The organism is Curtobacterium sp. GD1, from assembly GCF_020882855.1.
GTDB lineage: Bacteria > Actinomycetota > Actinomycetes > Actinomycetales > Microbacteriaceae > Curtobacterium.
The window spans coordinates 85,685-108,440 of sequence record NZ_JAFEVQ010000011.1 but is presented as its reverse complement, the minus strand read 5'-3'; the positions used below and the strand labels follow the sequence as shown (position 1 = coordinate 108,440).

The following is a 22,756-nucleotide window of genomic DNA, read 5'->3' as shown; positions in this document are numbered from 1 at the left end:
AGGCTACCTGCTCACCAGTGCGGCGGGACGTCGCGCCGGAGCTGGTCGTCGTTCTCCCCGTCGCGGTGGCGGGCCGGTTCCGGCGGCGCCACCGGGTCGTAGCCCGGCACCGGCTGGGTGGTGACGCGCCTGCGGGGGCGAGCCGCGCCTCCTGGGCGGTCGTCCGGCTCACGGTCGTGCGCTGCTCCTGGCACGGGAGGCGCGGCTGACGACGCGTCGTCGGCCCGCGTCCACGTGCCCACCAGCTGGTCCGTCTCGGGCGTCACCGGACCGGCTGGCCGGGAGGCCCGCCGGCTCGGCCGAGGAGTCACCGGCGTGCGGGGATCGGGGGGATCGAGATCTCCTGCGTGGCACCACGGTCGACACCGAGCACCGCGGCGACGGTGTTCGCGACACGGTCCGGGTCCGAGAAGAGCTGGAACGCGTGCACGCGCACGTAGTGCCACCCGAGTCGGCGGAGCACCTCGGGTCGGAGCCGGAGCGACTCGCGGAGCGACCCCTTCACGAGCGTCGCGTCGGTCTCGATCGTGACGCACACCCCACCGTGCGCGGCGACCAGGCCGAGCTTGCCGCGGTGGCCGAGCGCGACGGGGATGCCCCGCATCTCGAGTCGGCGGGCGAGGTCGACGAGCAGCGGGTCGGAGTCGTCCGGGACGTACTCGGCCGTGGTGCGTGCACGGACCTCGGCGAGGATCTCGGCGAGGGCGACGGTGCCGTGGCCCATCCGCTCGGCCTCGATGTCGGACGGCTGGAAGCAGGTGACGATGACCATCGAGCGACGTGCCCGGGTCATGGCGACGGCGAGCAGGCGCTCCCCACCGGGCTTGCCGAGCGGACCGAAGTCGCGCAGGACACGGCCGTGCGGGGTGCGGCCGTAGCCGATCGAGAACACGACGCGGTCGCGGCTCTGGGCGACGGACTGCTCGAGCGTCGCGACGATGAACGGCTCGGCCCGGTCGCCGATGACGAACTCGGTGAGGTCCTTGTGCCCCTGGGCCGCGGTGAGCACGGCCTGCTCGACGCGGACGGCGTGCTTCGCCGAGGCGGTGATGACCATGAGCGACTCGGTCGGACGGGTGCGGGCGTGGTCCATGACGAGCCGGACGACGCGGTCCACCTCGGCGTCGACGCTCTCGACCGCCCCCGACTCGGGGTCCGGCACGGCCTTGCCGTCGCTGACGTAGTCGAGCGCGATCGAGCCGTGCCCGAGGAACGAGCCGGCCCAGGGCAGCGACTCGATGCGTCCACCGTAGAAGCGACGGTTGACGAGCTCGGCGAGGTCCTCGCCGCCGGCGCGGTACGAGCGGGTGAGCGACAGGGTCGGCAGCAGCGTGGAGAGCTTCGCGAGCGCGGAGTCGGCGTGGAAGGCGTCGAGCGTGCCCTCGTCGACCTGCAGCGCGCGGTGCGCCGGGTCGACCGCGATCCGGAACGGCGACGGGGTCTGCGTGACCGGGTCGCCGAACACGACGGTCTGACGGGCACGGCGGACGGCCCCGACGGTCTCGGCGATGGTGACGGCGCCCGCGTCGACGAGGATCACGGTGTCGAAGGGCATCGTGTCGGCGATCTGCGACACCTCGTAGGGCGACGCGAGCCACACCGGCGCGATCGAACGGGACAGGTGCGGCGCGGAGTCCTGCAGCAGACGCGAGGTGATCGCGCCGTCCCGCAGCTGGGTCTTCAGCGCGGTGGCCTCGTCCGGCCAGTCGACGAGTCCGACCTTCCAGTTCTCGGCCAGCTGCCACGCCAGGCCCTGGGAGACCCCGGCCGCGTGCGCGTCGTCGACGAGCCGGAAGTCGGCCTCGACCCGGTCGAGCATGTCGGTGTTCGCGCCGAGCAGGGCCCGGTCGGACTCGAGCATCGTCTCGAGGGCGGACTGCCACCACGCGAGCTCGAGCTCGGCGGGGACGTGGGTGTCCGGCACGTGCCGGTTCGCCAGGTCCGTGATGAGCGGTTCGAGCTGCAGGTCGCGCAGGGTCTGCATGAGCTCGGTGCGCTCCTGCAGGTTGTGCAGGACGTCGGACTCCTCGGCGAGGCGGGCGATCGTCGGGACGAGCTCGTCGATCGGCACGTTCGCCAGCTGGGTCTCGCGGGCGGTGCGTCCCAGCGGCTCGTCGAGGCGCGCGAGGTCCTCGACGACGTTCGAGAACAGGACTTGGACATCCGCGATGCCGGTGGGCACCTCGGGGTTCACGCCGGCCGCGACGTAGCGCTGCCAGAGGACGCGCTGCTGCTGGACGCGGGTCAGCGCCTCGTGCAGGTCGGACACGTGCACACCGGGGCGGACGTACTCGCGGGCGAGCTTCTTCAGCCGGCGCCGGTTCGTGCTCGACATCGGCGCACCCTCGCCGCGCGGGGCGGTGGCGGCCACGAGCTCGGACACCGAGCGGTCGAAGACGACGGGCAGGAAGCGGTCGAGGGTGTCGCGGATCTCGGTGAGCAGGCGCAGGTAGATGCCGAGCTCGTTGATCGTCGTGAACTGCCGCATGTGCGTCGTGGCGACGAGGTCGTGGGCACGGCGGAGCAGGGTCGGCAGGCCGTCGGCGTCGAGGTCCTTCGCGATCCGGTGGGCGCGCTGGGCACCGTCGCTCGAGGAGAACTTCGCGCCGTACCAGGGCGAGTCGTCCGGGCCGTAGCGGAACTCGCCGAGGTTCGCCGCGCTGACCATCGTCTCGGCGACGCGGGAGCGCCCCTCGACCATGCTCGTCACCGAGGTCTTCGACAGGCGCGCGGTCGTCGACGGCGGGACGGGCAGCAGCGACAGGCGCGACAGCTCGACGAGGCAGTCGAGCACCGAGACGCGGAAGTCGGGGTCGACGCGCGTCAGCGAGCCGCGGTAGTCCTTGAGGACCTTGCGGAGCCGGACCAGGGCGTCGTCGACCTCGCGCAGGTTCGGACGCGAGGCCTTCTCGTTGCGGGCGATCGCACGGACGACGTCACGACGGAGGGTGCCCGGGGTGACGGCGACGCCGGGGAGCTGCACCTCGGAGAACCGCGCCGCGATGCCGCGCAGGGTCGCACGGCGCGGGCTCACCACGAGGACGCGCTTGTTCGCCGCGACGAGGCCGCCGAGCGCGTTCACGATCGTCTGCGTGCTACCCGTGCCGGGGAGGGTCTTCACCACGATCGAGTTGCCGGCCGTGATCTGTGCGATCACGTTCTCCTGCTCGTCGTCGGCGTCGAGCAGGAGCGTGTCGGTCTCCGGGCTCCGCTCGTCCGACGGGGTCTGCTCGACCGGGTGGTACGACTGCTCGACCTGCCACTTGGCGCTCGGGTTGCCGGCGAGGGCGTCGAGCACGGGGTGGGACAGGTCCTCGGTGTCCTCGACCATCCCAGTCGCGACCTCGGCGAAGGTGGACACCACCAGGCGTGCGTGCACCGAGAAGCCCGGGATGTGCGCGGTGAGCCCGCGGAGCCGGTCGATCACCGGGTTCGGGGTGAAGGAGCCGTCCTGCTGCGCGAGCGCCACGAAGGACTGGGCGTCGAGGATGACGCCGAACTGCTCGTGCAGCGCGTCGGCGAGGCCGGGGTTGAGGACGGGCTCGCCGAGCAGGCGGACCTCGAAGTCGCGGCCGTGCCGACGGATCGCGAGCGGGCGCAGCAGCACCGGGCCGCGGAACTGCTCGTCGCCGTGCTGCCAGTCGGCCATGCCGATGCCGAGCTTCACGGCGTCGATGCCGCGCACGGTGGACAGCTCGGTGCCCTTGGCCTCGACGTGACCGGCGGCGATGCGGGCGGCCCGGAGTGCAACCTCGTCACGGATCAGGCTCGACAGCAGGGTCGTCTTGCCGGTGATGAACTGCGCGAGGCCGCCCGGGTGCGTCGTCGAGAGCTCGATGCGGGCCCGGGGGTGGTCGGCGAAGTGCGTGAGGGGGCTGGTGCCGCCGACGCCGGTCAGCTGCTTGCGCCAGACGTCCCAGGCGGGTTCGGCGGCGTTGCCGGCCTGGAGGCGCGGATCACCCAGGCTGATCGCCTGCGGACTCGTGAGCTGCAGTTCCGGGCGCAGGGTGCGGTCGGGTTCGTCCGTCACGGCGGTCTCTTCCTGCTGCCCCCGTCGGTCCTGCTCCCCCTGCTGTCCGTCGCGCCCGTCCTGCTGTCCGTCACGCCCGTCCGCGGGCGCGTCGGCGCCCTCGACGGGGACGTCGTCGTTCACGTCGTCCTCGCCGTCGGTCACCCTGTCCGCTCGCCACACATCCGACACTGTAGGCGGAAGCGGGCTGGCACTCTGGCAATGAACCGAGGTTTCGGACTTTCCGGCCCCCGCCGATGCGCGACCGGGCGCGCCGGTGTGGTACCAACGGGGCATGGCCATCGACGACCGCACCGCTCCCCCCACCCCCGCGCCGGAGTCCGCTCCCGCACCGAACCGGCGTCGATCGGTCCCCGCCGAGATCTCCCGTTCGTGGCTCCTCGTCTCCGGCACCGCGACCGACCGGTTCGAGAAGTCGCAGCGGTCCCGTGCCGACCAGATCATCCTGGACATCGAGGACGCGGTGGACCCCGCCGCGAAGCCGTCGGCCCGCCAGGGCGTCGCCGCGTGGCTGGCCGGCGGCGGCGAGGCCTGGGTGCGGATCAACGACGTGACGACGGACTTCTGGGCAGACGACGTCGAGGAGCTCCGCGGGCTGCCCGGGCTGCAGGGCGTCATGCTCGCGAAGACCGAGTCCCCGGCGCAGGTCACCGACACGTGGCACCGGCTCGGCGGCCAGACGCCGGTGATCGCCCTGGTCGAGTCGGCCCTGGGCATCGAGGAGTCGGTGTCGATCGCGAAGGCCCAGGGGGCGTTCCGGCTGGCGTTCGGCTCGGGCGACTACCGGCGGGACACCGGGACGAGCGCGGACACGCTCGCGATGGCGTACCCGCGGTCGAAGCTCGTCGTGGCGTCCCGCGTGGGCGACCTGCCCGGCCCGATCGACGGCCCGACGGTGGGGTCGTCGCACCCGATCCTCCGCGAGCAGTCGCAGGTCGCGGTCTCGCTCGGGCTCACCGGCAAGCTGTGCCTCGACACCGAGCAGCTGCCCGTCATCAACGAGGTCATCTCCCCCACGCCGACCGACGTCGCCTGGGCGCAGGACTTCCTCGACGACTTCGAGGCCCGCGGCCGGGTCATCCGCGACGGCTCCGACCTGCCCCGACTCGGTCGCGCGCAGAAGATCCAGCGCCTCGCACAGGCGTTCGGCGTCGAGGCGCGGTAGGACTGCACCCATGACCTGGTCCAACGTGCCCGGCGGTCCGCCGCAGTCCTCACCCTCCGACCCCACCGGCGCCCAGCGGGCCACGTGGGAGCAGGGCGGCTCGACGCTGTTCCCACCGGGGAAGCTCGCCGACCGGATCTCGACCGTGCTGCTCCTGGCGTTCGGCGCCGTCATGACGGTCGTCACCGCGGTCGTCGGGATCATCGCCGTGATCTCGGCGACGGCCACGTGCGACGCCGCCACCGGCTGCACCCCGGGTGGCTACATCGGTGGGACCGCGATCGCCGTCGGCGGTGCGTTCGTGATCGGCGTCGCCACGATCGTCCTCTCGATCGGCGCGTGGATCCGCCGTCGGACGTCGTGGTGGATCGCCGCGATCGGCTTCGTGCTGGCGATCGTGATCATCACGTGGGGCGGCGTCGTCTTCGCGGGGGCGGCGGACGGCGGCTCGGCGTCCTCGTCGGTCTCCCCCACCGCCTGACGCCTGCGGCGGCGGCTGCGGCTGAGGGTTGCCGCGCGCCGACGCGGTGCGACAACCTCGACGTCGTACGACATCGGACTTGTCGTCCACTCGCGTCCGCAACAGTTGCGCGCGCGGCGTGACGACATCGTGGTCGTCGTGCGACATCGACGTTGTCGCACGGGCCCGGTGGACGTGACCACCTGTCGGACTGGAGGCGCGTGGCGGGACCTCACCGTCCCTCCCGTCCGGACCGGGGTAGCGTCCGGGGCATGGTGACGGTCTCGCGGACGACGGTCGCGGTGGTCGGTGGCGGCCCCGCCGGGGTCGTCCTCGGCCTGCTCCTCGCCCGTGCCGGCGTCGCGGTCCGGGTCGTCGAGAAGCACGACGACTTCAACCGGGACTTCCGCGGTGACACCGTGCACGCCTCGACGATCCGGCTGCTCGACGAGCTCGGGCTCGGGGAGCGGTTCGCCGCCCTGCCGCAGTCACGCCTCGACGACTTCTCCCTGCCGCTGCCGGACGGCTCGCGTGCGCTCCTCGGCGACTTCTCGCGCCTGCGCCCGCCGTACGACCACGTGGCGATGGTGCCGCAGTGGGACCTGCTCGACCTGCTCGTCACCGCCGCCCGCGAGGAGCCCTCGTTCGAGATCACGATGGGTCTCGCGGCCACCGGCACGATCGAGGAGAACGGCGTCGTGACGGGCGTGCACCTGGCGCCGTACCGCGATCCGGACGGCGGCACCGAGGAACTCCGCGCGGACGTCGTCATCGCCTGCGACGGCCGTGACTCGGTGCTGCGCAGCGCCGCCGGCCTGCACCCGCGGTCGTTCCCGGTGCCGTTCGACACGTGGTGGTTCCGGCTCCCCCGCGAGCCCGGCGACGCGACGACCGCGCTCGTCCCGGCGTTCTCCGGCACCGACGTCCTGCTCAGCTTCCCGCGGCCCGACTACCACCAGGTCGCGTACTTCGCGCCGAAGGGGTCGGACGCGGCCCTCCGCGCCGCCGGGGTCGAGGCCTTCCGGGGCCGGGTCGCGCGGCTCCGACCGGACTTCGCGGGCCGCGTGGACACGATCGCGTCGATGGACGACGTGCACGTGCTCGACGTCCGGATGGACCGGCTCACCCGGTGGTGGCGTCCGGGGCTGCTCTGCATCGGCGACGCGGCGCACGCCATGTCCCCGGCGGGCGGCGTCGGCATCAACCTGGCGGTGCAGGACGCGGTCGCGACGGCTGCGATCCTGGCGCCGGCGCTCGGACGGGGGCTCCGCGGCGCGGACCTCGATCGTGCCCTCGCCGCGGTGCAGCGTCGGCGCACCCCGCCGGCCGTGGTCGTCCAGACCGCCCAGGCGTTCCTGCACCGCGTGGTGTTCGAGCGGGCCTTCGCCGGGGCCCTGCAGGCCGGCCCGCCGCGGCTCCCCGTCCTGCTCGCCCGGTACGTGCCGGCCGTCCGCGGCCTCTACGCGCGCGGGATCGCCTTCGGACCGCTCCCCGAGCACGCCCCCGCCTGGGCACGGCGCTGACCCTGGACACGACCCGCCCCTCCCGGCGCATGCTGGGGGCATGAAGCAACGAGTCATCGGAGACGTGTCGGTCAGTGCCATCGGACTCGGCGGGATGCCCATGTCCATCGAGGGGCGCCCGGACGAGCGGCAGTCCATCGCGACGATCCACGCCGCGCTCGAGGCCGGCGTCACGCTCATCGACACCGCCGACGCGTACCACCTGGCCGCCCACGACGAGGTGGGGCACAACGAGTCGCTCATCGCGAAGGCCGTGCGGGAGTTCCACGGCGACACCTCGGACGTCCTCATCGCCACGAAGGGCGGGCACCTCCGGCCCGAGCCCGGCCCGTGGGCGCAGAACGGCCGTCCGGAGTACCTCAAGGAAGCGGCGAAGGCATCCGCGAAGCGCCTCGGCGTGGACGCCGTCGGGCTCTACCAGTTCCACCGTCCGGACCCGGCGGTGCCGTACGCGGACTCGATCGGTGCGCTCGCCGAGCTCCTCGACGAGGGCGTCATCCGGATGGCCGGCATCTCGAACGCCGACCCCGACCAGATCCGTACGGCGAACGAGGTCCTCGACGGCCGACTGGCCTCGGTGCAGAACCAGTTCTCGCCGAAGTTCCGCTCGAGCGAACCGGAACTCACGCTGTGCGACGAGCTCGGGATCGCGTTCCTGCCGTGGAGCCCCCTCGGCGGCATCGCGAACGCCGCGGAGCTCGGCACCGCGTACGAGGACTTCGCGTACATCGCCCGCGACCGCGGCGTCAGCCCGCAGGTCGTCGCGCTGGCGTGGGAGCTGCAGAAGAGCGACGTCGTCGTCCCCATCCCCGGGGCGTCGCGCCCGCAGTCGATCCTCGACTCGGTGACGGCCGCGACCGTCAAGCTCCGTCCCGAGGACGTGGCCCGACTGGACGCGTCGCAGCCGGCGGCTGCGTAGACGACGCGACCCGCGCCTCCTGGACTGCCCTGGAGGCGCGGGTCGCGATCACGCGTCGGCGCGCGTCAGGACTGGCAGACCTCCTGGAAGTCCTTGCCCGTCGTCTCCAGCTTCTGGAGCCCCTCGGTGAAGCCGGAGCTGGACAGCGCCGACGGGTCCTTCGAGGCCGCGAGGTCCTTCGTCATGCCGACGAAGTCCGAGAAGGCGCCCGCGAACGCGTCGGTCTTCGGCTTCACCTCGGTGTTGGTCACCTTGTCGGCGCTGTCCTCGAGCGTGGCGTCGAACTCGTCGAGCTTCGCCATCGCGGCCTCCGGGTCGCTCTGCAGCTCGGTGAGCTGCATCTGCATGCCCTTCGTGGCGTCGGTGACCTCGTTCGTGAACAGCTTGCAGGCCTCGGCCTTGGTCTGCGTCGGGGTCGGCGTCGACTTGGCGGCCGTCGTGGCGTCCGAGCCGGCGCCGCCGGCGGAGCAGCCGGCGAGGAGTGCGACGGCGATGGCGGCCGTGGTGAGCGAGACGAGCTTGGTGCGCATGGTGGTGGGTCCCCCCGGAGTCGTGCCCGCGACCCCGGGACGGGGTGCGGATCCGCGTCGAGGCTACATGGGAGATCCACAGGTGGACCGCGTTCCCGGTGCCCGACGGTCCGCCCCGTGGGTAGCGTCGGGGGCATGCGAGCGATCACCTCCGAGAACGGCACCCTCGACCTGCACGACCTCCCCGACCCGGTCCCCGGAGCCGGCGAGGTCCTCATCGAGGTCGCGGCCGCCGGGGTGAACAACGCGGACCTGCAGCAGGCGGCCGGCAACTACCCGCCGCCTCCCGGGGCGTCGGACGTCCTCGGCCTCGAGGTCTCCGGCACCGTCCGCGCACTCGGCGACGGCGTCGAGGGGTTCGCCGTCGGTGACCGGGTCTGCGCACTGCTGTCCGGCGGCGGCTACGCGGCACTCGTCGTCGCCCCGGAGACCCAGGTGCTGCCGGTGCCGGAGGGGATCGACCTCGTCGAGGCCGCGGGGCTGCCGGAAGCCGCGTGCACGGTGTACTCGAACGTCGGCATGCTCGCCGGGCTCCGACCCGGACAGACCCTGCTCGTGCACGGCGGCACCGGCGGCATGGGGTCGCACGCGGTGCTCTGGGCGAAGGCGCTCGGAGCGACGGTGATCGCGACGTCCGGGGGCGAGCGGAAGGTGCAGGCCTCCCGGGAGCTCGGCGCGGACCTCGTGGTCGACCACCGCTCGGAGGACTTCGTCGCACGGGCGCTCGAGTTCACCGGGGGCCGTGGCGTGGACGTGGTGCTCGACGTCGTCGGGCCGGACTACCTGGCGCGGAACATCGAGGTGCTCGCGCCGAACGGGTACGTCGCCGTGATCGCCTCGGGCAGCGGCCGCACCGGCGAGCTCGACCTCGGCGCGATGATGCGGAAGCGGGCGACGATCAGTGCGACGACCCTGCGTGCCCGGCCGCTCGACGAGAAGGCCGCGATCGTCGAGGCCGTCCGGTACAACGTCTGGCCGTTCGTGGCGGACGGGCGGGTGCGCCCGGTCATCGACTCGGTCCTGCCGCTCGCCGAGGCCGCCGAGGCGCACCGGCGGGTCCGGGACGGCGAGGTCGTCGGGAAGGTGCTGCTGACGCCCTAGGCGCCCGCCGCGCCCGCAGCGCCCGCAGCGCGCACGGCACCCGTGCCCCCGGCCCGCTGGCCCCGGACGAGGTCGAGCACCTGCCCGCACTTCGCCCCGAACGTCGCGCGGAGCAGATCGGCCGCGTCCGGGTCCTCGTCGAACCGCGAGGGCATGTCGATCGCCAGCATGATCGCGAAGATCATGCCGCTGCCGAGGAACCCCTGGACCTGGTCGTCGGCGATCCCGGCCTCGTCGCGCAGGAACCGGTAGATCTCGAGGAACCCGGCCCGGGCCGCGGCACCGATCGCCGGTTCGGCCCCGGAGACGAAGGCCTGCAGCAGGAGCGTGTGCAGTCCGCGCTCGGCGGCGAGGTCGACGAACTGTTCGCCGATGACGTGCGCCGGGGTGTCGTCGGGCCCGAGGTGGGCGAGGGTCTCGCGCCAGGCGTCGAGCAGGATGTCGAGGGTGTCGCGGAACACCTCGAGGAAGAGCGCTTCCTTCGAGCCGAACATCCGCACGACGTACGGCTGGCTGATGCCGGCTGCCGCCGCGATCTGGTCGGTCGTCGTGCCGTTGTAGCCCTGGCTGCCGAAGAGCCCGCGTGCCGCTTCGAGGATCATCGCGCGACGCTGCGCAGCGGGCATGCGGACGGCCGTCGCCCGTGCCGGTGCAGATGCCGGGGAAGTCATGGTTGACAGGTTATCAGTCGATTACTACAGTCGCCCTTCGTAAGTAATCATCCGATTACCAAACGGAACGGATCCCCACCATGGAACGACGCATCCCGGTCTGGCTCGCCATCGCAGCCGCATCCCTCCCGATGTTCATGGCGACGCTCGACAACCTCGTCGTCACCAGCGCGCTGCCCGCCGTGCACGCCGACCTCGGCGCCTCCGTCGAGGAGCTGCAGTGGATCACCAACGCCTACACGCTCGCGTTCGCCGCGCTGATGCTCCTGGCCGTCGGCCTCGGCGACCGGCTCGGCCGCCGGCACCTGTTCGTCGCCGGCATCGCCGTCTTCACCGTCTCCTCCGCGTTCGCCGCCGTGAGCACCGACCCGACATCGCTCATCGTCTGGCGTGCGATCGAGGGTGCCGGCGCCGCCGCGATCATGCCGCTCTCCCTCACCCTGCTCGTCGGGAGCGTGCCCGACCGGCTCCGCACCGTCGGCATCGGCGTCTGGGGCGGCATCTCCGGCCTCGGCGTCGCCCTCGGCCCGCTCATCGGGGGCGCCGTCGTCGAGGGCTGGAGCTGGGAGGCCATCTTCTGGCTCAACGTCCCGGTCGGCATCGTCGCGATCCCGCTGGCCCTCTTCGCCCTGCCGAACACCCGCGGAGCCCGTGTCCGCGCCGACGTCGTGGGCGTGCTGCTCGCCGGCCTCGGCGTGCTCGGCGTCGTCTTCGGGGTCGTCCGCGGCAACGACGCCGGCTGGACGAGCGGCGAGGTGCTCACCGGCCTGGTCGGCGGCGGTGTCCTGCTCGTCGCGTTCGTGCTCTGGCAGGCCCGCACCAGCGCACCGCTCCTGCCCCTCCGGTTCTTCCGCGACCGGAGCTTCGCCCTCGCCAACGTCGTCGCGATGACGTTCTCGTTCGGCGCGTTCGGTTCGGTGTTCATCCTCATCCAGTTCCTGCAGGTCGTGCAGGGTCGGACCCCGCTCGAGGCCGGCGTCTGGACGATGCCCTGGACCCTCGCGCCGATGGTCGTCGCCCCGCTCGCGGGCATCGTGGCACCCCGGGTCGGCACGCGGCTGCTCATCACCGGCGGCATGGTGTTCCTCTCCGCCGGACTGTTCTGGATCGCCGGGACGATGGCCGCCGACGTCACCTTCACGACGCTGCTGCCCGGCTTCCTGCTCGCGGGCATCGGGATGGGCGCCGTGTTCGGTCCGATCTCGACGGCGGTGCTCGCGCGGATGCCGCAGCACGACCACGCGAAGGCCTCCGGCGCGAACTCGACGCTGCGTGAGATCGGCGTCGCGCTCGGGATCGCCGTCCTGACCGCCGTCTTCACCGGGGCCGGCGGCGAGCTCACCCCCACCGGCTACGTCGACGCGGCCCAGCCCGCCGTGTTGGTCGGTGCCGCCGTGGTCGCGGTCAGCGCGGTCGTCGCGGCGTTCCTGCCCGCTGGACGCTCGGCACACGTCCCCGAGACGGTCGCCGACGACGGCCTGGAGGCGCGGCTCGCCCCCGCCGCACCGGCCCCCGTCGCGTAGGTGGTCGCGCCCGCGGCGCTCGAGCCCCGGGCGGGCGCGTCAGGCGTGGACGCGGGCGAGGAACTCGACGAGCGCGGGGTGCTGCGGGGCGTCGAGGACCTCGGCCGGGGCACCCTGCTCGACGACCTCGCCCTGGTGCAGGAACACGATCCGGTCGGCCACGTTCCGCGCGAAGTGCATCTCGTGCGTGGTCATCAGGATCGTCGAGCCCTGCCGCTTCAGCTCCGTCACCAGGTCGAGCACCTCGCCGACGAGCTGCGGGTCGAGGGCACTCGTGACCTCGTCGAGCAGCAGGAGCTCGGGGTCGGACGCGATCGCCCGCACGATCGCCACGCGCTGCTGCTGCCCGCCGGAGAGCCGGTCCGGGTAGGCACCGGCGAAGTCCGCGAGGCCGATCCGCCCGAGGAGCCGCCGCGCGGTCTCCTCTGCCTGCGCCCTGCCGACGCCGTGCACCTGCCGGGAGGCGAGGGTCACGTTGTCGAGCACGCTCATGTGCGGGAACAGGTTGAACTGCTGGAACACGACGCCGATCCGGGCCCGGGTGGCGTCGACGTCGATGCGGGGATCGGCGATGTCCGTGCCCTGCAGCAGGATCTCGCCGTCGTCGATGCCCTCGAGCAGGTTCACCGTCTTGAGGAGCGTCGACTTGCCGGAGCCCGAGGCCCCGATGACGCAGATGACCTCGTGGCGGTGCACCGTCAGGTCGATCCCGCGCAGGACCTCGTGCTCGCCGAACGCCTTGCGCAACCCGCGCAGCTCGAGGACGGCGGCCGACGTGTCGGGGGTGAGCCGCGCCTCCTGGCCCGTCATACGGTCCCTCCGATCTGCTCGCGCCGCTGCTGGCGACGCGCGATCGCGTCCGTGACGCGGATAAGCGGCAGGCTGATCACGACGAAGAGCAGTCCGGCGACGAAGTAGGGCGTGAAGTTGTAGGTCTCGGCCTGGGCGATCTGCGCGGAGCGGACCGCGTCCACCGCGCCGAGGATCGACACGAGACCGACGTCCTTCTGCATCGACACGAAGTCGTTCATGAGCGCGGGCGTGACCTTGCGGATCGCCTGCGGCAGCACGACGAGGCGCAGGGTCTTCGCGTGCGACAGCCCGAGCGACCGGGCGGCGAGGCGCTGCGAGGGGTGCACGGCCTCCATGCCGGCGCGGAGCACCTCGGCGATGTACGACGAGTACGTGAGCACGATCGCGATGGTGCCCCAGACCTCGGCGGGGAGGCGCGGGAAGACCCCGAGCCCGGGGATCCCGTAGCCCACCAGGTACAGCACGATGATGAGCGGCAGGCCGCGGAACAGGTCGGTGTAGCCGGTGGCGAGCATCCGCAGCGGGAAGAACACCGGGCTCCGCAGGCCCCGGACGACCGCCAGCAGGGTGCCGAACACCGCGACGCCGATGGCGCTGAAGAACAGGATCCGGATGTTCAGCCAGAGGCCCTCGAGGATCGACGGGAACGAGTCGATCGCGGTCTGCGGATCGAAGAACGACTGCTGGACCGCGGCCCAGCCGGGGGTGTTCACGACGCCGAAGTAGACGACGGCGATCACGACGAGCGTCGACGCGACGGACACCACGATCGACCGGCGTCCGCGCTGTCGACGGTAGAGCCGACGCTCCAGCTCGACCTGGCTCGGCGCGGCTGCGGCCACCGGGGTGCCGGCGCCTGCTGGAACGGTCATGCGGCTACTTCAGGACGGGGGTGTCGGTCTCCGAGGAGAGCCACTTGGTCTGCAGGTCCTCGAGCGTGCCGTCGGCCTTGAGCGACTTGAGCGCCTTGTCGACCTTGCTCGTCAGCTCGGAGTCCTTCGGCAGCACGAAGCCGAACTGGTCGCCCGTGCCGTCGGACGGGAACTGCGCCGAGACCGTGCCCTTGCCGTCGAGCTGCGCGCCGGACATGTAGAAGGCGGTCGGCAGGTCGGTCACGATCGCGTCGATCTGGCCCGACTTGAGCGCGAGGACGGCGTCGTCGTTCGAGTTGAAGACCTGCGGGGTGACCCCGAGGACGTCCTTCACGCTCTGGATGCTCGTCGACCCGGTCGCGACACCGATCGCGTCCTGCTTCAGCGCCGCGATGGTGGTGTCGTCGGCGGCCTTCGAGGACTGCGTCGTCACGACCGCCTGGGTCGTCGTGTAGTACGCGCTCGACATGTCGACGGCCTTCTTGCGCTTGGCGTCGATGGAGAACTGCTGGACGTTGAGGTCCCAGTCCTTCGGGCCGGGTGCGATGGCGCTGTCGAAGGTGCTCCGCTTCCAGACGACGTCGGACTCGTCGTAGCCCATCTCCTTCGCGACGGCGTAGGCCACGGCGGCCTCGAAGCCCTTGCCGGACTGCGGCTTGTTGTCCTCGACCCAGGGCGAGTACGCGGGCTGCCCGGTCGCGATGGTGAGCTTGCCGTCGGTGACGGTGCCGTCGGCGTTGCCGCTGCCGCCCGCCGAGCAGGACGAGAGCGCGAGTGCGGCGACCGCAGCGGTCGCGACGGCGATGGTGAGACGGAGGGATCGGGTCACGGTCGGGCCTTCGTGCGAGGGGGTGGGGGCAGGACGAAGTGTACTTCGCGCTGGGATACCAACGCGAAACGGATGTCTCGCGACTACTCGGCGAGCGTGAAGTCGTCGAACGAGAACCCGGGCGACACCAGGCAGCTCAGCAGCACCTCGCCGTCGCCCGGCAGGGTCCGCTGCCACACGCCGCCGCGCACGAACGCCTGCGCGTCGTTCACCCGGTCGCGCCCGGCGTCCGGGCCGAGCGTGATCGTCGCACCGGGCTCGGGCTGGTCGCCGTCGCCGCCGAGCTGCAGGTCGACGCTGTCCGGCCCGTGCCACATCCAGATCTCGTCGCTCGTGACCCGGTGCCAGGCCGAGGCCTCACCCGGGGGCAGCAGGAAGTGGATCAGGGTCGCGGCGGGCCGGTCGCCCGCCGGCGTCGACACGGTCGCGGGCGATGTCCAGGTGCGGACGTACCAGCCGCCCTCCGGGTGCGGCTCCATGCCGAGGGCGACGGCGCGCTTCGGCACGTCGAGCCACTCGATCAGGGTTCCGTCAACGGTGCGCCTGGCGGCCATGCCCGGGCGGGGTGCGGTCTCGGTCATGATTCCTCCAAGGAACGATCAGGTGGGGCGGGCGGGCCGGTCAGCGCACCGTCGACGGCTCGGACGACACCGCGGACCACGGTCGCGACGGCACGGCCGGCACCGTCCTCGACGAGTTCGGCGAGGGCGTCCGGCACGGTCCGGGCGTCGACGTCGAAGACGGCCAGGTCGGCGCGTGCCCCGACGGCGAGGTGCCCGATCCGGTCCGGCCCGACGGCGAGCCCCATGGCGTGCGCGCCGCCGAGGGTCGCCGCGGCGAGCAGTCGTTCGTGCAGGTCGCGGTGCCCGTAGCCCTGCGACCGGGCGATACGGTGCAGCGCGGTGACGTCGGCCATCAGGTCGAGGGACGGCGACGACGACAGCGAGTCCGTGCCGATCGCGATCGGGCTGCCCTCGCGCAGGTAGTCGGCGACGGGTGGCGGATCGAGCCCGATGACGGCGTTCGAGCGCGGGCAGAGCGCGACGGCGGTCCCCCGCGCGCGCAGCAGTGCCCGGTCGGCGGCGGTCATGTACACACCGTGCGCGATGTGGCAGTCGGGGCCGAGCACGCCCAGCCGGTCGACGAACGCGGTCGCGCTCGCACCGAAGCCGAGCGCGCGCATGGCCCGGAACGACGGCACGTTCGCCAGGTGCCAGTCGTTGCCGTGGCCGACGCCGTCGACGCCCTCGAGCCCGGGCACCGGCCCGAGGGCGACGCGCTCGCCCTCGAACGCGGCCTCGCCGAGGTGCAGGTGCAGCCGGAGGCCGCGCTGGCGCACGATGTCGGGGAGTTCGAGCAGCGGGGCGACGTCGAGCGAGTACGGCGCGTGCGGGGAGAGCCCGGCGCCCGGGTCCGTCGGGATCCGCTCGAGTTCGGCGAGCACTTGGTCGCGGCCGTGGGACTGCCAGGCCGCGTTCTCCCAGTCCATGACCTCCCAGTAGGCGATGCCACCGAGGCCTGCTTCGGCGAGCACGGTCGACGCCTCGATGTCCGTGACGACGTCGGCGATGCTCGTCACACCGGCGAGGATCGACGACGTCGCGCCGGCTGCCGCCTCGGCGTGCCAGTCGTGCGGCTCGGCGTAGTCCTCGTTGAACGCGCGGGCCCAGTCCTCGAAACCGCTGTACTGCCGCTGCCCGACACTGGCCATGCCGGTGTACTGCAGGTGCGAGTGCGCGTTCACGAGACCGGGGAGGAGGGCACCTCGCCACGGCCGTTCGGTGAAGGGCACGCCGGAGCCCGCGAGCTGGTCGACGACCCACGACCGGTCGCCGACGTGCAGGATGCGGCCGTCCTGCACCGCGACGGCGCCGTCGGCGATGGGCGGCGCGGTCATCGGCACGACGATGCGCGCCGAGTGGACGGTGACGGGGTGCCCGGCGGTCACGACGGGTCTCCGAAACGGCGGGTCCGGACGTCGGGCTCACGGTCGGCGGGGTGCTCGGCGAGGGGCACGGGAGGCGCGGCTGGCGCTCCGAACGCGGCGAGCGCCGCGCGGGCGGTCGCCTCGTCCACCGCGGGGTCGATCGGCACGACGGCACGGTCGAGTTCGTCGCCCCGTTCGAGGAGCATCCGGACGGCGCCGAGCTGTGCGGCGAAGGACAGGTCCATGATCTCGATCGGGTTGCCCTCGGCAGCGGTGATGTTGATGCAGCCGCCGCCGTCGAGCACGATCGGGCCGCCGTCCGCACCGGGGAACACGAGTCGCTCGGCCTTCGGACCCACCGGGACCCGCTCGGCGCCGGCTGCTCGGGCGTCGTCGAGCGCCACCTCGTGGTCGACGCCGCCCGCGACCGCGACGACCGTGCCGTCCGCGCACGACCGCAGCGCGCGGAGGTCGATCGTGTCGGCGGCCCCCGTGGCGCTCATCACGAGGTCGGCGTCCTGCACCGCCTCGGCGAGGGGTGCGACGGCGTAGCCGGCGAAGAGCGCCTGCAGGGCGCGGACCGGGTCCGTCTCGGCGACCGTCACCCGCAGACCGAGTGCCGTGAGCACCAGGGCGACCCCCTCGCCGACGTGGCCGAACCCGGCGACGACCGCCGTGCCTCCCGGGACCACGCGGTGCGTACCGGACGGGAGCCGGTCGAGCAGGTCGAGCACCGCGAACACCGTCGACTGCCCGGTGCCGTACCGGTTGTCGAAGAAGGTCTTGGTGCGGGCGTCGTTCACCGCGACGACGGGGATGCCGAGCTCGCCGCGCGCCGCCATGGTGCGGAGCGGGCGGAGGCCGCTCGTCGTCTCCTCCGCTGCGCCGAGCATCGTTGGCAAGAGGTCCGGCCGCTCCTGGTGCGCGAGACGGATCACGTGCGAGCCGTCGTCGAGCAGGATGTGCGGTCGGGTGTCGAGCATCGCGAGGGCGAGGGCCCGCTGCTCGGGGAGCGAGGCGGCACTGCTCGCGTACACGGTCAGCCCGGCTGCACGGAGGGCGTCGGCCACGGCGTCGTCGGTCTCGTCGGCGTGGGCGTAGACGACGACCTCGGCGCCGGCGTCGCGGAGGAGCAGGCTCAGCACGGCGGTCTTCGGCTCGAGGAACATCGCGACGCCGATCCGGGTGCCACGGAGGAGTCCCCCGTCGCGGAGCTCGGCGGCGACCGCTCGCGACACGGGCATCGACCGGCGGGCCCAGCGCAGGCGGGCCTCGGCGGCGGGGTCGTCCTCGGGGTCGCGGCCGGTGGAGACGAGGAAGACGTCGTCGGAGGTCATCGGCACCCCGAGGACCCCGGGACGGGCGATCGAGACCGGGCCGAAGGCGTCCTCGTCGACGGCGGGGAGGTGTCGTCCGGCGTCGACCACGACGAGGGTCGCACCCCGGGGGCGGTCGGCTTCGCGCTCGATGACCGGCGTGGAGTCCTCCGGCGAACCGGCGCACCAGAGCTGGTCGACGGGTTCGTGGGGCAGCGCCTCGCGGGCGCCGAGCCCCGTCAGCAGGGAGCGCAGCGCCGCGGTGTCGCGGGGGTCGCCGCCGACGATGCGGAAGCGGCGCGCGGCGACGAGGAGGTTCGTCGCGCCCGCGAAGCGCCGGACGGCCGCCGAGGCCCAGGCGCGGGTCTCGGGGTCGGCTCCTGGCGGCATGCCCCAATCGTAGGGCGAGCGGGTGGCGTGCCCGTGTCCGGCGGGTGGCCGGGGGCCTCGTCAGCGCAGGACGTGTGGCGGGGGCGTGCCGTCCCATCCGTCGCCGACCGACGACGAGGACCAGGGTGCCGGCCGGCCGGCGAGCGCGTTCGCGCTCCGGTCGAGCCGTCGGTGCCGGCGCAGCACCGTGACGAGGACCACGACCCCGACGGCCGACACGATCGCGAGCCCGATCACGTACAGGGTCGTCGCGACGCCGGCGATCGACGCCGGGACGACCCCGTTCCGCGCTGCCGAGAACGGCGTCCCCGTCACGACGAACGCCAGCAGGGTCGAGATCGTCGAGTTCGAGTCCCACAGCCCGTGCAGCAGGGAGACCCCCACGTAGGCGACGACCGGGGCCCACGACCACCGGAACCGGTCGCGACCACGGGCGGCCCCGAACAGGACGGCTCCGAGGATCGACGTCCACAGCACGTGCCCGACCGGGGACAGCACCGCACGGACGACCTCGGTCTGCAGCAGGGACACAAGGTCGATGCCCCGCGCGGTGATCGCCGCGTTGAACGCGTACCCCGCCGACTCGAACGCGGCGAAGCCGGCACCGACCGTCGCCCCGAGGAGTGCTCCCTGCCGAGCCGTCTTCGGGCGGACCCGCCACCCGACGAACAGCAGCAGGACGCCCTTGACGAACTCCTCGACGAACCCGACGACGATGTACACGAGGGCGTCCTGCTGGAGGTTCGCCTCGAGCAGGGACGCCCCGAGGACGCCGAGGATCCCGCCGACGAAGAACGCGACGATGAGCTGCATCGTGCTCACCGTTCCGGTCACCCGCTCGATGACGAACAGCACCACCGTGAAGGGCACGAGGAAGCTGCCGAGCAGGATGATCGTCGGGACGAGGTTCGTGTTCAGCGTCGTGATCGTGACGACGATCGTGACCACCCAGAGCAGGAACCCGACGAGGAGGGTCTTCCACCACCAGCCGTGACGGTGGTGCGGGTGAGCGGCGCGGACGTCCGTGGACAGGCTCATGGAGCCATGGTGCTCCGCGGCCGCGCCGGGGGTCACGGGAATGCGCGGGGCTCGTCGGACGTACTCTCTGGGCATGAGCGATGCATCCTTCGACAAGGTCACGATGTTCGGTGCGGACTGGTGCCGCGACTGCCGCCGTTCCAAGGCGCTGCTCGACACCCTCGGGGTGGACTACGAGTACGTCGACGTGGAGGCGGACCTGACCGCGGCGGACCGCGCCGAGGAGATCAGCGGGCGGAAGAACATCCCCGTCGTCGTGCTGCCGAACGGGAAGCACTTCGTCGAGCCGTCGGACGCCGAACTGCGCTCGGAGCTCGAGGCCGCCGGCGTCGTCTGACGCTCGGGCGCGCTCGCGCTGCCTCCCCGCCCGGACATCGGATGAATCGGGCATGATGGCGGCGTGATCATCGACGCTCACCACCACCTCTGGGACCCAGCAGACCGTCCCTACCCCTGGATGGACGACTCGGTCGCCCCGATCCGGCGACGGTTCGACGTGGACGACCTGCGCGCGGCGACCACCGGGACCTCCGTCACGCGGACGATCGCGGTGCAGGCGGTGCACGACGCGGGCGAGACCGCCTGGCTCCTCGCGCAGGCCGCGCCGGTTGCGGGCGTCGTCGGCTGGGTGGACCTGACCGCGCCCGACGTGGCAGAGCGCGTGGCGTCGGCGTCGACCGGTCCGGGCGGCGAGCGGCTCGTCGGCATCCGCCACCAGGCACAGGACGAGTCCGACCCCGGGTGGCTCGCCCGGCCGGAGGTCGTCCGCGGCGTCCGTGCCGTCGCACGTGCCGGCCTCGTGTTCGACCTGCTCGTGCGGGCCCGGGAGCACGACGCTGCCCTCGCCCTCGTCGACGCCGTGCCCGAGGCGTCGTTCGTCCTCGACCACGCCGGCAAGCCGTCGATCGACACCGGGGACCCCTCGTGGCCGGACCGGATGCGGGAGGTCGCCGCCAGGCCGAACGTGGCGTGCAAGGTCTCCGGGCTGCTCACCGAGGCGGGTACCGACTGGCGGGAGCGGCCCGTCGCCCGGTACGCCCGCGCGGTCGTCGAGCACTTCGGCCCGGAGCGCTCGCTGTTCGGCTCCGACTGGCCGGTGTCGACGCTCGCGGCCGACTACGCCGAGGTCCTGCACACGACGAGCGACGCCCTCGCCGACCTGTCGCCGACCGAGCGCGACGCTGTGCTCCGCGGGACGGCCGAGCGGATCTACCTTGCCGGAGCCTCGACTCAGACATAGGATGTTTCCGCTGCACCGGCGCAGCAGGAGAGCGAGGAACGATGCGGTTCGCACGACTTGGCCCGGCGGGCGACGAGATCCCGGTCGCGATCGACGACGACGGCGAGGTGCTCGACCTCCGGAGCCTCACCGGAGACATCAGCGGTGGCTTCCTGGCGTCCGACCCCGGCCCCGACGCCCTCGTGCGGCACGCCCGCGCCGCCGGCGACCTGCCCGTGATCGACCGGGCCGACGGTCTCCGGCGTGGGTCGCCCGTCGCCCGCCCCGGCAAGGTCGTCTGCATCGGCCTGAACTACCGCGACCACGCCGCCGAGACCGGCGCCGACATCCCCACCGAGCCGATCGTGTTCATGAAGGACCCGATGACGGTGATCGGCCCCGACGACGAGGTCCTCGTCCCCCGCGGCAGCACGAAGACCGACTGGGAGATCGAGCTCGCGATCGTGATCGGCACCACCGCGCGCTACTGCGCGTCCGAGGACGAGGCCGCGACGCACATCGCCGGCTACGCCATCGCCAACGACGTCTCGGAGCGCGCGTTCCAGCTCGAACGCGGCGGGCAGTGGGACAAGGGGAAGTCCTGCGAGACGTTCAACCCGCTCGGCCCGTGGCTCGTCACGCCGTCCGCGCTCGAGGCGGACGGCCTCGACCCGAACGCGCTGTCGCTGCAGCTCCGGGTGAACGGCGAACTCCGGCAGGACGGCAGCACCCGGGACATGATCTTCCGGCCCGCCGAGATCGTCCGGTACCTGTCGCAGTTCATGGTCCTGTACCCAGGTGACGTGATCAGCACCGGCACACCCGCGGGGGTCGCCCTCGGCAGCGGTGCACCGTACCTGCAGGCCGGGGACGTCGTCGAGCTCACCGCCGAGGGACTCGGCTCACAGCGCCAGACGATGGGCGCAGCATGACCGCCGGGACCCACGAGGGCCTGCGCGCCGTCGTCACCGGCGGCGCCTCCGGCATCGGCGCAGCGATCGTCGCCGCGCTCCGTGACCGAGGTGCGACCGTCGCGGTGCTCGACCTGCAGCCCGCGGACGACGCCCTGTCGTTCCGCTGCGACGTCGGTGACGACACGTCCGTCCGGGCAGCGGTCGCCGACGCCGTCGAGCAGCTCGGCGGCCTCGACGTCCTGGTCAACAACGCCGGCATCGGCGCACAGGGCACCGTCGAGGACAACCCCGACGACGAGTGGCGCCGCGTGTACGAGGTGAACGTGCTCGGCGCGGTCCGGCTCTCGCGAGCGTGCCTGCCGCACCTCCGCGACTCCGACGCCGCGAGCATCGTGAACACCTGCTCGATCGCCGCCACCGCGGGGCTGCCCCAGCGCGCGCTGTACTCGGCGACGAAGGGCGCGATCGCCGCCCTCACCCGCGCCATGGCGGCCGACCACCTCCGGGAGGGCATCCGCGTCAACGCCGTCAACCCCGGTACCGCGGACACCCCGTGGGTCGCGCGGCTGCTCGAGCGCGCCGACGACCCGGCAGCGGAACGGGCGGCCCTGGAGGCACGCCAACCGCACGGACGCCTCGTCGCGCCCGAGGAGGTGGCCGAGGCCGTCGCCTACCTCACCAGCCCGCTCGCCAGGTCGACGACGGGTGTCGACCTCGCGGTCGACGGCGGGATGCAGGCGCTCCGGCTCCGGCCCGCCTGATGGGCCCTGGAGGCGCGACTATCGTCGTCGTGTCGGCTCGCGTGGGCGAGTGGCCGAGCAGGAGGTGGTGACGTGGCGTCGCTGACGGATGATGCGATCGCACGCATCCAGCAGATGATCGTGAGCGGCGAGCTCCAACCCGGGCAGCGCCTCCCGCCCGAGAAGGAGCTCAGCGAGTCCCTCGGGCTGTCGCGGAACAGCCTCCGCGAAGCGGTCAAGGCCCTCGAGCTCATCCGCGTGCTCGACGTCCGGCGCGGCGACGGCACGTACGTGACGTCGCTCGAGCCGACCGTCCTGCTCGAGGCGGTCTCCTTCGTCGTCGACATGCACCACGACCGCTCGCTCGTGGACCTGCTCGAGGTCCGGCGGATCCTCGAGCCCGCGTCCGCCGTCCTCGCGACCGCCCGCGCCTCGGAGCAGCAGATCGACGACCTGCACGCGCTCATGCAGTCCGTCGGCGAGGACACCGGCGTCGAGGACCTCGTCGCCCACGACCTGCAGTTCCACTCGACGATCGCGGGCATCGGCGGCAACCAGTACCTGTCCGGCCTGCTCGACGCCCTGTCGAGCAAGACCGTCCGGGTGCGGGTCTGGCGCGGCCTGACGCAGAACGGCTCCGTGCAGCGCACGCTCGACGAGCACGCGGCGATCGTGGACGCCATCCGTCGTCGCGACCCGCAGCTCGTGCAGGCGCTCGTCGTGGCGCACGTCGAGGGTGTGGAGCGCTGGCTGCGGCGCTCGCTCGACTGAACCCG

At 72.7% G+C, this 22,756-nt stretch carries 22 protein-coding genes; 11 read left to right on the top strand and 11 right to left on the bottom strand.

Going from position 1 to position 22,756, the window contains the following annotated elements; genetic code table 11:
• Window positions 1–11 precede the first annotated feature (11 nt).
• A complete protein-coding gene (locus JSX79_RS08155) occupies window positions 12–266 on the bottom strand; it encodes a hypothetical protein (RefSeq protein WP_229085775.1) in 255 nt (84 codons plus the stop codon).
• Window positions 267–307: 41 nt separating this feature from the next.
• Window positions 308–4,174 (bottom strand): AAA family ATPase, encoded by a 3,867-nt coding sequence (locus JSX79_RS08150; protein WP_229085774.1) that lies wholly within the window; start codon window positions 4,172–4,174, stop codon window positions 308–310.
• Window positions 4,175–4,304: 130 nt separating this feature from the next.
• On the opposite strand from JSX79_RS08150, the gene JSX79_RS08145 reads away from it, so the two are divergent.
• The 4 genes from JSX79_RS08145 (at window position 4,305) to JSX79_RS08130 (ending at window position 8,097) form a co-directional block, all read left to right on the top strand.
• Entirely contained in the window at window positions 4,305–5,195 is an 891-nt protein-coding gene (locus JSX79_RS08145; protein ID WP_229085773.1) for a CoA ester lyase, read from the top strand.
• 10 nt (window positions 5,196–5,205) lie between these two features.
• Window positions 5,206–5,676, top strand: a complete 471-nt coding sequence (locus JSX79_RS08140; protein WP_229085772.1) for a DUF6264 family protein — start codon at window positions 5,206–5,208, stop codon at window positions 5,674–5,676.
• Between the two features lie 251 nt (window positions 5,677–5,927).
• Window positions 5,928–7,178 (top strand): FAD-dependent oxidoreductase, encoded by a 1,251-nt coding sequence (locus tag JSX79_RS08135; protein ID WP_229085771.1) that lies wholly within the window; start codon window positions 5,928–5,930, stop codon window positions 7,176–7,178.
• Between the two features lie 40 nt (window positions 7,179–7,218).
• On the top strand, window positions 7,219–8,097 hold the full coding sequence (locus JSX79_RS08130) for an aldo/keto reductase (RefSeq protein WP_229085770.1): 879 nt from the start codon (window positions 7,219–7,221) through the stop codon (window positions 8,095–8,097).
• A 65-nt stretch (window positions 8,098–8,162) separates the two neighbouring features.
• Here the strand turns inward: JSX79_RS08130 and JSX79_RS08125 are convergent, their stop codons facing one another.
• Window positions 8,163–8,627 carry a hypothetical protein gene (locus JSX79_RS08125; protein ID WP_229085769.1) on the bottom strand — a complete coding sequence of 155 codons (465 nt, stop codon included), beginning with the start codon at window positions 8,625–8,627 and terminating at the stop codon, window positions 8,163–8,165.
• A gap of 135 nt (window positions 8,628–8,762) precedes the next feature.
• Here JSX79_RS08125 and JSX79_RS08120 point away from each other — a divergent pair, with 135 nt between their 5' ends.
• A complete protein-coding gene (locus JSX79_RS08120) occupies window positions 8,763–9,728 on the top strand; it encodes an NAD(P)H-quinone oxidoreductase (RefSeq protein ID WP_229085768.1) in 966 nt (321 codons plus the stop codon).
• Here JSX79_RS08120 and JSX79_RS08115 read toward each other — a convergent pair.
• On the bottom strand, window positions 9,725–10,399 hold the full coding sequence (locus JSX79_RS08115) for a TetR/AcrR family transcriptional regulator (RefSeq protein WP_229085767.1): 675 nt from the start codon (window positions 10,397–10,399) through the stop codon (window positions 9,725–9,727). The genes JSX79_RS08120 and JSX79_RS08115 overlap by 4 nt on opposite strands.
• A gap of 80 nt (window positions 10,400–10,479) precedes the next feature.
• Between JSX79_RS08115 and JSX79_RS08110 the strand changes: the two genes are divergently transcribed.
• On the top strand, window positions 10,480–11,922 hold the full coding sequence (locus tag JSX79_RS08110) for a DHA2 family efflux MFS transporter permease subunit (RefSeq protein ID WP_229085766.1): 1,443 nt from the start codon (window positions 10,480–10,482) through the stop codon (window positions 11,920–11,922).
• Between the two features lie 39 nt (window positions 11,923–11,961).
• Here the strand turns inward: JSX79_RS08110 and JSX79_RS08105 are convergent, their stop codons facing one another.
• The 7 genes from JSX79_RS08105 to JSX79_RS08075 form a co-directional block, all read right to left on the bottom strand.
• Window positions 11,962–12,732, bottom strand: a complete 771-nt coding sequence (locus JSX79_RS08105; protein WP_071295827.1) for an amino acid ABC transporter ATP-binding protein — start codon at window positions 12,730–12,732, stop codon at window positions 11,962–11,964.
• Window positions 12,729–13,607, bottom strand: a complete 879-nt coding sequence (locus tag JSX79_RS08100) for an amino acid ABC transporter permease (protein ID WP_070417856.1) — start codon at window positions 13,605–13,607, stop codon at window positions 12,729–12,731. Before JSX79_RS08100 ends, JSX79_RS08105 begins: the two co-directional genes overlap by 4 nt.
• A gap of 4 nt (window positions 13,608–13,611) precedes the next feature.
• Window positions 13,612–14,436 carry an ABC transporter substrate-binding protein gene (locus JSX79_RS08095; RefSeq protein ID WP_092385055.1) on the bottom strand — a complete coding sequence of 275 codons (825 nt, stop codon included), beginning with the start codon at window positions 14,434–14,436 and terminating at the stop codon, window positions 13,612–13,614.
• 83 nt (window positions 14,437–14,519) lie between these two features.
• Window positions 14,520–15,017 carry a cupin domain-containing protein gene (locus tag JSX79_RS08090; RefSeq protein ID WP_229085765.1) on the bottom strand — a complete coding sequence of 166 codons (498 nt, stop codon included), beginning with the start codon at window positions 15,015–15,017 and terminating at the stop codon, window positions 14,520–14,522.
• Window positions 15,014–16,384: an amidohydrolase family protein gene (locus JSX79_RS08085; RefSeq protein ID WP_229085764.1), complete on the bottom strand. Its 1,371-nt coding sequence runs from the start codon at window positions 16,382–16,384 to the stop codon at window positions 15,014–15,016. Before JSX79_RS08085 ends, JSX79_RS08090 begins: the two co-directional genes overlap by 4 nt.
• On the bottom strand, window positions 16,381–18,069 hold the full coding sequence (locus JSX79_RS08080; RefSeq protein WP_229085763.1) for an adenosylhomocysteinase: 1,689 nt from the start codon (window positions 18,067–18,069) through the stop codon (window positions 16,381–16,383). Before JSX79_RS08080 ends, JSX79_RS08085 begins: the two co-directional genes overlap by 4 nt.
• 60 nt (window positions 18,070–18,129) lie before the next feature.
• On the bottom strand, window positions 18,130–19,107 hold the full coding sequence (locus tag JSX79_RS08075) for a PrsW family intramembrane metalloprotease (protein WP_229085762.1): 978 nt from the start codon (window positions 19,105–19,107) through the stop codon (window positions 18,130–18,132).
• A 73-nt stretch (window positions 19,108–19,180) separates the two neighbouring features.
• Between JSX79_RS08075 and JSX79_RS08070 the strand changes: the two genes are divergently transcribed.
• The 5 genes from JSX79_RS08070 (at window position 19,181) to JSX79_RS08050 (ending at window position 22,751) form a co-directional block, all read left to right on the top strand.
• Entirely contained in the window at window positions 19,181–19,444 is a 264-nt protein-coding gene (locus JSX79_RS08070) for a glutaredoxin family protein (protein WP_071295832.1), read from the top strand.
• Window positions 19,445–19,507: 63 nt separating this feature from the next.
• Window positions 19,508–20,347 carry an amidohydrolase gene (locus JSX79_RS08065; protein ID WP_229085761.1) on the top strand — a complete coding sequence of 280 codons (840 nt, stop codon included), beginning with the start codon at window positions 19,508–19,510 and terminating at the stop codon, window positions 20,345–20,347.
• 41 nt (window positions 20,348–20,388) lie between these two features.
• Complete coding sequence (locus JSX79_RS08060) at window positions 20,389–21,258, top strand: fumarylacetoacetate hydrolase family protein (protein ID WP_092385063.1); 870 nt, start codon at window positions 20,389–20,391, stop codon at window positions 21,256–21,258.
• Window positions 21,255–22,001, top strand: a complete 747-nt coding sequence (locus JSX79_RS08055) for an SDR family NAD(P)-dependent oxidoreductase (protein WP_070417850.1) — start codon at window positions 21,255–21,257, stop codon at window positions 21,999–22,001. The genes JSX79_RS08060 and JSX79_RS08055 overlap by 4 nt, the downstream gene beginning before the upstream one ends.
• Window positions 22,002–22,115: 114 nt before the next feature.
• Window positions 22,116–22,751, top strand: a complete 636-nt coding sequence (locus JSX79_RS08050; RefSeq protein ID WP_070419373.1) for a FadR/GntR family transcriptional regulator — start codon at window positions 22,116–22,118, stop codon at window positions 22,749–22,751.
• Window positions 22,752–22,756 lie beyond the last annotated feature (5 nt).

Excerpts from the sequence above, each read along its gene's own strand:
- JSX79_RS08080 (WP_229085763.1), bottom strand. The coding sequence starts at position 18,069 with ATGCCGCCAGGAGCCGACCCCGAGACCCGCGCCTGGGCCTCGGCGGCC.
- JSX79_RS08075 (WP_229085762.1), bottom strand. The coding sequence starts at position 19,107 with ATGAGCCTGTCCACGGACGTCCGCGCCGCTCACCCGCACCACCGTCAC.
- JSX79_RS08115 (WP_229085767.1), bottom strand. The coding sequence starts at position 10,399 with ATGACTTCCCCGGCATCTGCACCGGCACGGGCGACGGCCGTCCGCATG.
- JSX79_RS08140 (WP_229085772.1), top strand. The coding sequence starts at position 5,206 with ATGACCTGGTCCAACGTGCCCGGCGGTCCGCCGCAGTCCTCACCCTCC.
- JSX79_RS08100 (WP_070417856.1), bottom strand. The coding sequence starts at position 13,607 with ATGACCGTTCCAGCAGGCGCCGGCACCCCGGTGGCCGCAGCCGCGCCG.
- JSX79_RS08145 (WP_229085773.1), top strand. The coding sequence starts at position 4,305 with ATGGCCATCGACGACCGCACCGCTCCCCCCACCCCCGCGCCGGAGTCC.
- JSX79_RS08120 (WP_229085768.1), top strand. The coding sequence starts at position 8,763 with ATGCGAGCGATCACCTCCGAGAACGGCACCCTCGACCTGCACGACCTC.
- JSX79_RS08090 (WP_229085765.1), bottom strand. The coding sequence starts at position 15,017 with ATGACCGAGACCGCACCCCGCCCGGGCATGGCCGCCAGGCGCACCGTT.
- JSX79_RS08070 (WP_071295832.1), top strand. The coding sequence starts at position 19,181 with ATGAGCGATGCATCCTTCGACAAGGTCACGATGTTCGGTGCGGACTGG.
- JSX79_RS08110 (WP_229085766.1), top strand. The coding sequence starts at position 10,480 with ATGGAACGACGCATCCCGGTCTGGCTCGCCATCGCAGCCGCATCCCTC.
- JSX79_RS08130 (WP_229085770.1), top strand. The coding sequence starts at position 7,219 with ATGAAGCAACGAGTCATCGGAGACGTGTCGGTCAGTGCCATCGGACTC.
- JSX79_RS08055 (WP_070417850.1), top strand. The coding sequence starts at position 21,255 with ATGACCGCCGGGACCCACGAGGGCCTGCGCGCCGTCGTCACCGGCGGC.
- JSX79_RS08135 (WP_229085771.1), top strand. The coding sequence starts at position 5,928 with ATGGTGACGGTCTCGCGGACGACGGTCGCGGTGGTCGGTGGCGGCCCC.
- JSX79_RS08060 (WP_092385063.1), top strand. The coding sequence starts at position 20,389 with ATGCGGTTCGCACGACTTGGCCCGGCGGGCGACGAGATCCCGGTCGCG.
- JSX79_RS08105 (WP_071295827.1), bottom strand. The coding sequence starts at position 12,732 with ATGACGGGCCAGGAGGCGCGGCTCACCCCCGACACGTCGGCCGCCGTC.
- JSX79_RS08125 (WP_229085769.1), bottom strand. The coding sequence starts at position 8,627 with ATGCGCACCAAGCTCGTCTCGCTCACCACGGCCGCCATCGCCGTCGCA.
- JSX79_RS08050 (WP_070419373.1), top strand. The coding sequence starts at position 22,116 with ATGATCGTGAGCGGCGAGCTCCAACCCGGGCAGCGCCTCCCGCCCGAG.